Genomic DNA, 12,400 nt, shown 5'->3' with positions numbered 1-12,400 from the left:
ATTAGACGATTATAAAAAAAGATATGGTGCGTTATATCCAAATTTTTAATAATCATCTAGTGTTAACGAAAAAAACCTTAAACACCATTGTATTTAAGGTTTTTTTCTAATTATATACTTGGATTATTATTTCTTTTGAAAACAATAATAACCAATCTTTTTATTATCATCCCTTATAAATCCTTTAGCTCGATATCCTTGCTTAAACAAACAATTAAACACCGCTCTTGTTTTCATTCGCCAGTCAATTGCCAGTTCTAACTGATTGCTTTTTATTTCTTGTATATTATTTGGCACAGAGACAAAATATGCATTCTCCTTTAAATTCTGATCGGCATGCAGGTTACTAATTGGCATTCCTTCTTTTTCTAATAGGAGTACTTGTTCTTCAATTACTGTCTGGACGTTCTCTAAGCTTTTATCCTCATTCCAATGCCATTCTATAATAATACGATCTGTTGCCATCCCCCGGTTCAATCCATCATCCATATCTCCATAGTAATTTTCCTTATACTTGACACCAGTCGCCCCTAATTTATTCATATTTAAGTAAGCATTTAAACTTTGCAATGGATCAAAGGTCCAAATCATTTTCTCATACCCCATTTGATCAGCAATCTCAGCTTGCTTACGCTTCATCCTTTCTCCTAGGCCTGCCTTCCGATAATCAGGTAGTAAACCTAGCATATGTGAATATAAATACACTTCCTGCCCATCATAGCCAGTAAAGCTATAGGAAAAACCAATTAATTTATCTCCATCGTATGCTCCTAACATTAGCCCTCCATTATTTATCGCTGTGTAGGTTTGATGTACAGGGGTTGCATTTCCCCAAATTTGATTTTCTAAATGAAGAATACTTTCTAACGCATCCATCTCTGTTATCTTTTGAATGACGATATTTCGTTTCATAAAATTCCTCCTCTGCAAGCTGATCTGTTCAGTTTATTTTCTAAATATAAAAGAAGTAGGTGTATCATTCAAGTAAACCTTTTGCTGTTTTAAAAGTGACACTTCAATCAGCTATAGTTTTGTTTATCCCCCGCGATCGTTAGTACCACAGGGGTATGACCTAAAGGCCTTAGAGCCAATCGGACATTTACTGGCAGTCGCCCCCCACTTACCAATAGTGGCTTCTCTTTTTGCCTGAAGTAGGTTATTGTGGGGGGGATAAATAGTAAGTTGACCATATAAAGCACTTACTATAATTAATATACTAACGTAAAACAAATTGAAATAAATTCATCTTAATGAACGATCTATTTATTATAAAAATCCCCGAAGCATAAAAAATCCTGCTCGTTCAGCAGGATTTTTTTCCATTACTTATGGTTGCGTATTACTCTCTTCATTCGTTGCTGGAGTATCTTTTATATTCTCCATTTTAGCTTTTGCCTCTTGGACGATTTGATCAAGCTCTGAAAGTATGGCTTGATCCAATTCTTTCGTTTTGCTTTCTTTCATGGACTGGATAAGCTGATTTGAATATTGCTGCAAAGCCTTTGTTCGCTCTAAAATCTCATTCTCTACCTTTTCATCCAGTCTCTGTTCAGCTTTCGCAATTTCTACTTTTAATGCTTCTTCCAAACGCTTTGTTTGTTGTTGTTGCTCTGCTAAGATAGCAGCATCTATTTTTTCAATAGATTCATCCTTTTTCTGTTGAAACCAACTAGTAAGTAAACCATTAATGTCTTGATCAGCGAAAACAGCTGTAAAACTTCCTCCCATTAAGGTTACAGATATAATTACAATGATCACTATTCTTATTCGGCTTTGGCGCCTTTTTTGTTTTCGAGTTTGGATTCTGTTTAACAACTGCTTTCCCTCCTTAGCATCTATCTATTTCAACAGAATAGATAATTATTGATGAATACCCGATATAACTTCATCAAGAGCTGCTTTTGCTTCATCTTCAAGAGCCTGTGCTGTTTCCGTAATAATAACTTGTTGTTCTTCAACTAATCCTGCTAATAATTCCGTTACTAACTCACGAAGATCTTCAATAGCCCAATCGACTTGATTTTTTAAGTTCCTAATTGTAATTTCCTCATTTGAAGCCAATTCTGCTTCTAGTTGCTCTTGTGCATTTTGCACAGCTGCCTCTAGCTCAGCTACAGCTGTTTCTTTAGCCTCTGTTAAGTCTGTAGTTACTTGATTAACTGCTGATTGCCCAACTTCTCCAGTATATGCTGTTAAATCTTCCGTAGCATAATTTAAACCTTCTTCTTGTAAACGTTCAATTTCTAAATAACCATCAATTAAAACATTATAAAATTGCAATCCCATATCTTCTAGTATCTGCTGCGCTTCGCTATCAAGTGACTCGATATGCTCTAGCTTTGTCGCAACTATTTCCTCTAACGAAGCATTTGTTTTTTCTACTCTTGTTAAATCAATATCGAGAGAGGCATCACTTTTTAACTGCTCATACTCAGCCTCAAGCTCCGGTAATTTTCCCTCCCCATAAGCAGTTACCTCGTCTTCAATTCTCTCTACCGAATCATTAAACATAGCATTGTACCATTCACGTAATGCTGATCCTGCATCCGTATTAGCAAATACTATCCCCGCACCAGATAAAACACCAACACCAATAATACCAGCAGCTATCTTTCCTTTTAGTGTACGTAAACCTAGCTTCATTCTACATACTCCCCTTCTTTTCTTTTATATTTGATAGAAATCATATGATAGATCCCTAATCATATAACCAATCTTGTAAAGACGAAGTAACATCTTCCTTAATCTCCGTATGAATCTCCGATTTTTTTCTAACCTCATAGGCTTTCAATACGTCACCCTCTAGGTTCTCCTTTGATTCTTGTAAACGGACGTAATAAGATTGTAAATATTGATTAATCTCCTTTTTATTTTTGGAACTAACACGTTTTGATAGCTGTGTTAACCGATCTGCTTTGTTCTTAATCGTTTGTTCTTTTTCTTCAAGAAGAGATCGCTTTACACTTAAACTCTTCTCTTTCAACCACTGGTTGATTCCTTCAACCGTTTCAAAGTAATCTGTTAACCAATGTTCCTCTCCTCGATCAGCCGAAGCACTCATATGCCAAGTTGCACCCGTTGTAAAGAGAATGATACAAACGCCCCATAGTAATCGTTTTTTCACGACCAACTATCCTTTCGTATTATTACTTATCTATCATTAACATTTATTTACTCCCTCTTTGATACTATAGTAACAAATTGACCTTCTATTAAAATCTGAAAATTATACTATTTTTAAAATAGTATAATAGTTTTAAGCCTTGGATTAAAAACTAACTTCAAATCCAATTATAGGTATAAACACATACATAAATCAGAATTTTCTACAAAAATCGATATAAGCTGCAATGGATTAAAAATTTCTTGTTTAAATAAAGGACTTTTAGCTTATAAAGTGAAACTTCAATCAGTTAGGGATTTTGTTTATCCAGAATTGGTTTCACTTGCTTGAAGTGAGGGTCTTTTGCCAGTTATATGTAGGATAAACTTAATGGAAGAAGATATATTAAATCGAAATAAATACTTCTATTACGCATTTCTGAATCAATTACACCGTTACTTATAGTAAAATACGTTTTTATAAATGCAGTATAGTGAATCATATTAATGGCTACCTTACCTTCATATTAGTAAAATAATAACAATTATCTATTGAAAGGAAGTGAAGTATTGCCACTAAAAATAGGAATAGATGCAGGTGGTTCTTTAATTAAAATTGCTTATTACCATGAAGGATCGTTACACGTTAAATTATTCTCCAACCACATGAAGAAACAAGTAATTAATTGGCTTCCCTCTACAAATACCTCCATTTATTTAACCGGTGGTGGTAGTAGGGAATTACAAAACGATTTACCAACAAGCGCTATTGTCATTGATGAATTTACAGCTGTTTGCAAAGGTACAAATTATCTATTACAACAAGAAAAAGAGACTTTACTAGAAAAATATATCCTCGTAAGTATTGGTACTGGAACCTCTTATTTTTTAGTGAGCAGAAATAATTTCACTCGTCTATTCGGGAGTGGAATTGGTGGAGGTATCTTTATGGGACTTGGCTATCTATTAAGCGGTAAATCTGACTATAATGAGCTTGTTCAGTTGAGTCAGATCGGCAATCATAAAAATAGTGATGTATTGGTAAACGATATTTATACATCCACGGAATCACCTCTTGAAAGGAATTTAACAGCTGCCAACTTTGGTAAAGTCCAGCAGGCAAATGAAGCCACTTCTGCTGATTATCTGGCTAGTCTTACACAATTAATTGGTGAAAGTACGATTCTGTTGGCGTCACAAGCAGCCATGGCCAATCAAACGGATAAAATCGTGTTTACTGGTAGTACCTTATCGTATAACAAACCGTTAAAAAAGGTATTATCCGAGTTTCAAGCCATGCTTCCATATGAACCCATATTTCTCGATAATGGCCCATATGTAGGAGCAATTGGTGCCTTTTTATCATGAATAAATAGGTTTGAATTTAGAATGAGGTATGTTCCAGTTACCCTATATAGATAACCCCTTGATCAGATTTTATATCTATTTAGTAAAGCTTGGAGATATGGATTCTAAAAACCCTTTATAGCGGAAGGAAAAAAATTGAGCCGTCGACTGCCACAAAACAGCAACATCTGCTGCTTTCGTGGTTAATGGTATGGACTCACAGATAGCTAAAGCGTTGACTGCAAGTGACGGCTCATAATCTGATATTTTATTCCATTATAGAGTTATCGAAACAGAGAAAAATGTTCAACAGTATGATTGGAAGAGTTAGGTAATCATTCATATCAAATTACTAAGCTTTACAAATACATACAAAAAGTATAGAATGATCAAGTATATTATTTACCTAGGTAAATATATGAGGTGATACAATTGAAAGAATTATTGAATCGAGATTTGCTCCATTTACTAAACCAACGATTTCGATTTTTCACAAAAGAGATGAACAATCGGCTTAGTGACCATGGGTTATTTGCATCCCAATGGTCCATTATTTTTTGTATTGATCGTTTTGGTCCTATGACACAGACAGAAATATGGAAATACTTAAATATCGAAGCACCTACTGTAACAAGGACATTATCTCGTTTGGAAAGAAGCGGCTGGATTACTCGGAAACAAGGCACAGATAAACGGGAGCGCGTTATCGAATTAACCGACTATGCTAGCAATAAGATACCTATTGTTAGAGAAACAATGGATCAATTTGATAACGATATGGTAGCAAGTCTAACGTACGATGAAAAAGTACAACTATATACATTATTAACTAAATTAGCAACAGGAGAGAACAACCTATGAGTCAAGAACCAAAAATATGGACAAAAAGTTTTATAAGTATTTCAATGACACAATTCCTCATTTTCTTATCCTTTTATACGTTAATGACAACTCTTCCTATCTATGTGATTGACAATTTAGGTGGTACAGAAGCAGAAGGTGGTTTAGTTGTAACCGCCATGTTATTGGCAGCGATTATCGTCCGCCTTTTTTCTGCGAAGCTATTAGACAAGACAGGGAAAAAAAGGGGACTATTAATAAGTGTAACGATCTTCGCAGTCACCTCGTTTTTATATCTAATTATTGATGCCTTCATGCCATTATTAGCATTGCGATTCATCCATGGGTTATCTTTTGGTATTATTACTACTGCTACAGGGGCGATTGCTGCCGACATTATTCCACCATCACGCCGCGGTGCTGGACTTGGATATTTTGCTATGGCAATGAACTTAGCCGTTGTCATCGGTCCATTTATAGGTTTAACCTTATTACAATATACGAGCTTTCAGAACTTATTTATAATTTTAGGAATACTAATGATCGTGGCTATTATGAATTCAGCGATGGTTAACGTTCCTAAAGAAAAAGTTGCTCCGAAAGCAATCAAGCAAAGGTTAACGATTCATGATTTTATAGAAATGAAAGCAATGCCAATTGCATTAATAAGTAGCTTAGTTGCGCTGGCTTACGCTAGTGTGATGTCCTTTATTTCCGTATACACTAACGGCTTAGGACTTGCTTCTACAGCGAGTTATTTCTTCGTCGTCTTTGCAGCAGTCATGCTATTATCAAGACCATATCTCGGAAGATCATTTGATTCGAAAGGTCCTAAATTTGTGATACTCCCATGTTTATTTCTCTTTGCTATTGGACTTGTATCATTGAGCATCACTAATACACCTTGGATGCTACTACTATCTGCTGCGTTAATCGGTCTAGGTTATGGAACTTTATTACCAAGTTTTCAAACAATGGCAATTCAAGCTGCTCCAAATAACAGAAGCTCGCATGCTACATCTACTTTCTTTATATTATATGATTCAGGTATTGCTGCAGGGTCCTTTATTTGGGGAATTGTTGTAACAGCTATTGGATTCTCTAATCTGTATCTCATCTGTGCAGTAATTATCTTAGTAGCTATTGGTCTATTTCATATGTATCATTCTAAGGTAAATAAAACAAAAATGAAAAACGAGATAGCATAAAAGGCAACGTCAAAGTAATTCTAATTAAGGAATAAACGTACAACTAAATAATGGAGTACAACTAAACCACTCTGGAAAATATACATCGCTTTTACCTGGCGCCTACGTATATTTCCAGAGACATCATCCATTCTTACAATGGATTGTTTTTATTATGTCCCAATTCCTCTTGTTGATTAGCTTATTCCAATCATAACCGCAATCACTAATGCAACTGCAGCAATAGATAGCCAGATTAATATTAGCTTCCAAACAAACTTGACCCATCTTTCATACGGGATTCCCGCTACTGCTAAGTACCCCATTAACGCGGCAGAAGTAGGGATTATAGAATTACTTATCGCATCACCGTATTGATAGGCGAGTACAGCTACCTGCCTTTCAATACCCAATATATCTGATAGTGGAACCATCAAAGGCATAGTTGTTGCAGCCTGACCACTACCAGAAGGAATAAAGAAATTAAGAATAATTTGCACCACATACATTCCAAGGACATTCAGTGTATCTGGCAGATTAGAAATGGCGTTAGATAATGCATATATAATTGTATCGATGATGACTCCATTTTCCATCACTACAAGAATGGTTCTTGCAAAACCTACGATTAATGCACCAAATGCAACAACTTTCATCCCATCAACAAAGGAAGCAAAGGTTTTATTAATGCCCAATCCACCAATAATCCCAGAGAATAAACCAATAATGATAAATGATGCAGCTAGTTCTGTTAAAAACCATCCCCAATTAAATACGCCATACATATTGATGAATACACCGACTCCAAGCGCGAGTAAAACTAAACCGTGGCGGAAGTTGAACATAGCTATTTTATTTTGCTCCGTTGCAGTATCGTATTGCTTTGTCTGTATATCAATGTCATACATTACAGATATCCGTTGATCAAGCTTAACCCTTCTCGCATAACGCATTACATACCAAATTGCAATGGATAATATAAATAAATATACAACGAACCGAAAGAGGAATCCTGAGAAAATTTGCACTTCTGCAATTCCTTGTGCTACTCCTACTGTAAACGGGTTCATCATACCACCGATAAATCCACTAGCAGCACCAAGCGTAATCATTGCTGTCCCCACAATTGTGTCATATCCAAGTGCACGCGCAATTGCTATCCCAATTGGAACAAATATGATACTTTCTTCAGACATTCCTGTGGTGAATCCTAAAATCGAAAATATAAGCATAATGACTGGAATAAGAAGCCTTTCCCTCCCTTCCATCCTATAAACTAATTTATTAATGCCCGAATCAATTGCTCCAGTAGCTCTGATACAGCCAAACGCTCCACCTACAAGAAAGATATAAAAGATAATTTGAGCACCTTTTTCCATTCCTTGTGGAATTGCGGTAAACACTTCAAAAAAGGTGATAGGGGTTTGCTCTACCCGTTGATAACTATCTTCTACTACAACTTCTCTCCCGCCTACTTCACCTCGTTCATATTGTCCAGCAGGAATGAGATACGTAGCAACTGCAGCCATAATAATAATTGAAAATATGATTGCATACGTGTGAGGAATCCTCCATTTCTTCTTCATATCAAATGATCACCTCTTCAAACGCTTTACTTAAATGAAATAGCGTGTCTTCTTTGATATGTATACCTAAACCAGGTCGATCTGTCATATTCACTTTAGGAAGTGAATAAGTTAAATCTCCAATATCTGTTGTGAACTTTGTCGGACCTGAAAGCTCAGTTGAAATAATATTTTCCTTTGCTAGAGCTACATGAAAGCCTGCAGAAGATGCGATACTTGATTCGACCATCGAACCTATTTGGCATTTTATTCCAAACAATGACGCCTGTGTAGCAAGCTGATAAGCCGGATAGATACCTCCACATTTCATTAGCTTAATATTGATATAATCCACTGAACGATGCTCTATCAAGGTTCTTAAGTCTTGCGGTGACACCATACTTTCGTCTGCCATTAAAGGCGTATTAGAGCTTTCTTTTAATGATCGAAATAAGGATACATCCATTGCCTTAATAGGCTGTTCTATCCACGTTACTCGAAATTCAGATAAGCGCTCAATCATCTGTTTAGCTACTTGAATACTACCCCATCCTTGATTAACATCGATACGAATTAATATATTAGGACCTACCGCCTCACGTACGGCTCGCACTCGCTCTATATCTGCTTCAAAATCAACACCTAATTTCATTTTAATTTCATGATATCCATCTCGTATTGCTTCCTTGGCTTGTTTAGCAAGTACATTCGGTTCTAGGATACTAAGCACCATAGGTATGGTCGGGTCCTCATGCTTTCTTCCACCTAATAGCGAATAGATTGGTAGATTACTATATTTCCCTAATAAGTCATAGCAGGCAATATCCAAGGCTGCCTTAGCAGCCCCATTTCCAACTAACTCGCCATCCATTGTGGTATGTAACTGTTGTATATTCCTAGGATCTTTACCTAATATAGCTGGAATTAGTTGATACTTTAGAGCTGCCAATACACTGTGCACGGACTCCCCTGTTACATGTTCGTCTGGCAAGCTTTCACCATATCCAACCAGACCATTGTCTGTATACACTTTTACAATAATTGCTGGCATGACATCGTATCTTGCATACGAAATAATAAAAGGTTCTTTTAATGGTAACTCTATTTTATGAATATCTACTTTTGTAATTTTCATCGTTTATCCTCCAAGCTTATAACGTCGTTAATATGTCGTTAAATATAAAAATAAAGGAATTTTTATTACTTGTCAAATTTTCCGAAAATTTATAACGGATTAGTTTTCAACTAAACCCGTTTCCTTATCTCTATTTCTAGCTCCTCGGAAACCTTGTAAACATTGCGCGGTCTACCCTTTTTAAGCCCTTGCTCTTGTCCAATGATTTCTACTAACCTAGCTTCATACAAGCGTTTAACAAATCGTTCTGAAGTGCGAATGGACACTTGTGAAAATATTGCTAATTCACGAACTGAAAAGAATCCAAACTGATGTACCTTCAAAAAAGTAAAGAATCGTTGCATGGTCCTTAAATTTGTATTCGTTTTATTAATAACATGATGTAACCACTGATCTGTTGTTCTAATCTTTTCACGGCGAGTTTCTCCAAAAACCGGGCCGATAAGTTCTTTGTTATCAGTGACTACATAACCATTGCTCCCCATACCATTAATAGCAGTTTGTAATGCTAACAATGCATTTTCTTCCGCTTCAAAAAGCTGCTTTCCATAACCAACACCAAAAGCAAAGCTTTGTTCCAAGTCTGACTCAAGCTGCGTTATCCACTCAAGATTAGACCTAGTTAATAGAAAATCCTCAATGGTTCCTCTTGTCGTATAACAAATAAGCTTATCTTTTCTCTTTATCGAATATTCGATACCTGGTAAAGGTTTAATGGTATTCATTATGATTTCAAATTGCTTTAAAGTAAGAGGTGTCTTATCTTTAAGTGAAATATATAATATAGATAGCATCCCGTCTTGTAATTGAGAAAATAGTACTCGTTTACTTGCTTCATATAGTATCTCCTCTATGTTTCTTTCCGTATCAACCATATAAATGACAGGTACATTCCTTTTTTTCAGTAAATCATAAACATGATGAATACTTGTAATTGCCATCTTTGTTTGCTTTTCTATGTACAATGTTTCATGAAACGCTGTTATCTCTTGAATTGATAGCTTTTTTTCTTGTGAATCATTATATATCCACTGATAATCATACACATGTAGTGGATTTAATTGAAATGTTATATCGTTTTGAATATCCAACAAAATGGATCGGTCAGGTAAATCAATCGATAATTCGGAAATACGTGCATTAAAATTAATCAGACACGTTAAGATAGAAGCAGCTATCATGTATTCATGAAAAGGTGTTATGATAAATGGTTTATTTTCACAGTTACGATCACGGTAATAAAAAGATACAATTCCAGAAAAACATATAATGTCTGTCTCCTTCGCAGCTTGACGGTGTAATTTACTTATCTCCGAAGGCTTGCCATATAGATAAGTTCTTACTTGAATAGTTGGATGTTGTCTCGCTATCGTTTTAACTGTTTTTACGGAGTGTTCAGATCCAATATACCCTATGGTTATCGCCATGTTTCAAGCTCCTCTCTAACAATATTGTAAATGATTAGGAAATATAAACCAATATTTGCTTTTCAGGATTATACGGAGAATACCCACATTATCTTAATTACAGAACAAAAGCGCAAGTGCCCGATTAGAAACGTAACAAAAGAAGCGAGACAGCGGAGATAAAGAAATCACGGTGTGCTTGCAAGCCGATGATGACTTAGATTAGGGCGTTTCGAAGTCGCCTCGTTTATGGTCGCTAGAGCTGGACGGTGGCTCAACATCCTCCTCTTTATCCACTTGGGCTAATTTTATAATTTCCTTGACTACAAAGAAGGAATCACCATGACAGAACTGTTGGTGATTCCTTGTATACCGTGTACCTATTAGGTTTGTTGGATAAACTCAACACATTTTTCAGCAATTAATTCTTTATCAAAATCCAATGTCGCAACATGATAACTATTCTCCAATAAAATGATAGAACGTTCCTTTGATGATATAGATCGATAGATTTCTTGTGAGTTTTCTGGTGGAACCACATGATCCACAGTAGAAGAAAAGATTAAGGTAGGTATCTCAATAGCCGGGAGCTGGTCTCTTACTTTTTCAGCTAATTTTTTGAGTTCGCCCATCGATTTTACTGGTGTTTGTTCATATGCTAACTCTTTAACGTTCTCTTTTTTAATATCAGAGCCTATCCCATCAACAAATCGCTTGTCAGTTTGCGATAATTTGTCATAATACTTATTCATATCTGGCATATGAGTAGCCGCATTTATTGGGATAATTCCTTTTATTTCTGGATGGTTTTCTGCGAGATATAGTGTCAATGTTCCTCCCATTGAAAGTCCAGTTACATAGACTTCGGTGCAGGTAGATTGTAATTTTTCTAGTCCTGCTTCTACCGTTTGAACCCAATCGTGATACGTCGTTTTTTCCATATCTTCTGGAGTTGTACCATGACCAATTAAACGAGGACCAAAAACTGTAAATCCTGCCTCAGCTAGTTTTTCACCTAGAAATCGCATGCTTTGAGTAGAACCAGTAAACCCATGAATTACCAATACTCCTGTCTGATTACCAGCGAAATAAAATTCTTCAGCACCTCTTAAAACGTCATTATTTTCTAACATCTTATGACCTCCTTTAATAAAAAGTGGGGATTTTATATATCCCTCACTAATTGTTAGTACCACATGGGTATGACCTAAATGCCTTTGAACCAATCGGACATTTACTGGCAGTTGATCTCCCTCTTATCCATACTGGCTTCACTTTATGTGATAATTGTTCGATTATTATGTGGGAGCAAGCACTTATGAAATTGAATGACTATAGTAAATTATACCATATTAGAAGCTAGAAACTTATTCTATGTTTCTAGCTACTATGATTTTTGAACAAAAGCGCAAGTGCCCGATTAGAAACGTAACAAAAGAAGCGAGACAACGGAGATAAAGGAATCACGGTGTGCTTGCAAGCCGATGATGACTTAGATTAGGGAGATTCGTGAAGTCCTCGTTTCAGGGCGCTGGAGCTGGACGCGGCTCAACACACTCATATTTATCCACATAGGCAAATTTTATTTAGAAAACCTGAGCAAAATTCGCTCAGTCCTTATCACTAAATGCTCAGATTTACGCTTCCTCTAGTAGCTATTATGGAATAATAGCTACTGCTTGCTTGACCAACACTCCGGCTGCCCACTTCCCTTTCCGTGGGGTTTGTCCTTCAGCTAAATTTTTTAGCAAAACCCGCTCAAAAAAGTGGATCTTCAGGTCAAACATTTCCCACAGGAGTTGAAGTGGCCGGCCTTCG

Annotated in this window: 11 protein-coding genes; 3 read left to right on the top strand and 8 right to left on the bottom strand. The window is 36.1% G+C overall.

The window, feature by feature from the left end:
- Positions 1–126 precede the first annotated feature (126 nt).
- The 4 genes from RVS70_RS07860 to RVS70_RS07845 form a co-directional block, all read right to left on the bottom strand.
- Positions 127–912 (bottom strand): GNAT family N-acetyltransferase, encoded by a 786-nt coding sequence (locus tag RVS70_RS07860; RefSeq protein WP_026679584.1) that lies wholly within the window; start codon positions 910–912, stop codon positions 127–129.
- 414 nt (positions 913–1,326) lie between these two features.
- Positions 1,327–1,815, bottom strand: coding sequence for a hypothetical protein (locus RVS70_RS07855; RefSeq protein ID WP_026682276.1), 489 nt, complete (start codon positions 1,813–1,815; stop codon positions 1,327–1,329).
- Between the two features lie 45 nt (positions 1,816–1,860).
- A complete protein-coding gene (locus RVS70_RS07850; protein WP_321132832.1) occupies positions 1,861–2,643 on the bottom strand; it encodes a hypothetical protein in 783 nt (260 codons plus the stop codon).
- Positions 2,644–2,698: 55 nt separating this feature from the next.
- Positions 2,699–3,124 (bottom strand): hypothetical protein, encoded by a 426-nt coding sequence (locus RVS70_RS07845; RefSeq protein WP_026682274.1) that lies wholly within the window; start codon positions 3,122–3,124, stop codon positions 2,699–2,701.
- Positions 3,125–3,672: 548 nt separating this feature from the next.
- Between RVS70_RS07845 and coaW the strand changes: the two genes are divergently transcribed.
- The 3 genes from coaW (at position 3,673) to RVS70_RS07830 (ending at position 6,497) form a co-directional block, all read left to right on the top strand.
- On the top strand, positions 3,673–4,470 hold the full coding sequence (gene coaW / locus RVS70_RS07840) for a type II pantothenate kinase (protein ID WP_051388392.1): 798 nt from the start codon (positions 3,673–3,675) through the stop codon (positions 4,468–4,470).
- Between the two features lie 411 nt (positions 4,471–4,881).
- Entirely contained in the window at positions 4,882–5,310 is a 429-nt protein-coding gene (locus tag RVS70_RS07835) for a MarR family winged helix-turn-helix transcriptional regulator (RefSeq protein ID WP_051388391.1), read from the top strand.
- Positions 5,307–6,497, top strand: coding sequence for an MFS transporter (locus tag RVS70_RS07830; protein ID WP_321132831.1), 1,191 nt, complete (start codon positions 5,307–5,309; stop codon positions 6,495–6,497). The genes RVS70_RS07835 and RVS70_RS07830 overlap by 4 nt, the downstream gene beginning before the upstream one ends.
- Positions 6,498–6,673: 176 nt before the next feature.
- Here RVS70_RS07830 and RVS70_RS07825 read toward each other — a convergent pair whose 3' ends face one another.
- From RVS70_RS07825 to RVS70_RS07810, 4 genes are all read right to left on the bottom strand, one after another.
- Entirely contained in the window at positions 6,674–8,062 is a 1,389-nt protein-coding gene (locus tag RVS70_RS07825) for a YfcC family protein (RefSeq protein WP_166530250.1), read from the bottom strand.
- Between the two features lies 1 nt (position 8,063).
- Entirely contained in the window at positions 8,064–9,176 is a 1,113-nt protein-coding gene (locus tag RVS70_RS07820; protein WP_026682269.1) for a mandelate racemase/muconate lactonizing enzyme family protein, read from the bottom strand.
- A 110-nt stretch (positions 9,177–9,286) separates the two neighbouring features.
- Positions 9,287–10,603, bottom strand: coding sequence for a hypothetical protein (locus RVS70_RS07815; RefSeq protein ID WP_321132830.1), 1,317 nt, complete (start codon positions 10,601–10,603; stop codon positions 9,287–9,289).
- Between the two features lie 362 nt (positions 10,604–10,965).
- Positions 10,966–11,715 carry an alpha/beta hydrolase gene (locus RVS70_RS07810; RefSeq protein ID WP_026682267.1) on the bottom strand — a complete coding sequence of 250 codons (750 nt, stop codon included), beginning with the start codon at positions 11,713–11,715 and terminating at the stop codon, positions 10,966–10,968.
- Positions 11,716–12,400: the final 685 nt, after the last annotated feature.

The sequence above is a fragment of the Virgibacillus sp. M23 genome (assembly GCF_034190895.1).
Taxonomy (GTDB): Bacteria; Bacillota; Bacilli; order Bacillales; family Amphibacillaceae; genus Virgibacillus; species Virgibacillus salarius.
Note: the sequence above shows the minus strand (reverse complement) of the source record. Positions and strands in the feature narration are given on the sequence as shown.

Coding starts and splice junctions, on each gene's coding strand:
- RVS70_RS07860 (WP_026679584.1), bottom strand. CDS start 912: ATGAAACGAAATATCGTCATTCAAAAGATAACAGAGATGGATGCGTTA.
- RVS70_RS07850 (WP_321132832.1), bottom strand. CDS start 2,643: ATGAAGCTAGGTTTACGTACACTAAAAGGAAAGATAGCTGCTGGTATT.
- RVS70_RS07830 (WP_321132831.1), top strand. CDS start 5,307: ATGAGTCAAGAACCAAAAATATGGACAAAAAGTTTTATAAGTATTTCA.
- RVS70_RS07825 (WP_166530250.1), bottom strand. CDS start 8,062: ATGAAGAAGAAATGGAGGATTCCTCACACGTATGCAATCATATTTTCA.
- RVS70_RS07820 (WP_026682269.1), bottom strand. CDS start 9,176: ATGAAAATTACAAAAGTAGATATTCATAAAATAGAGTTACCATTAAAA.
- RVS70_RS07815 (WP_321132830.1), bottom strand. CDS start 10,603: ATGGCGATAACCATAGGGTATATTGGATCTGAACACTCCGTAAAAACA.
- RVS70_RS07810 (WP_026682267.1), bottom strand. CDS start 11,715: ATGTTAGAAAATAATGACGTTTTAAGAGGTGCTGAAGAATTTTATTTC.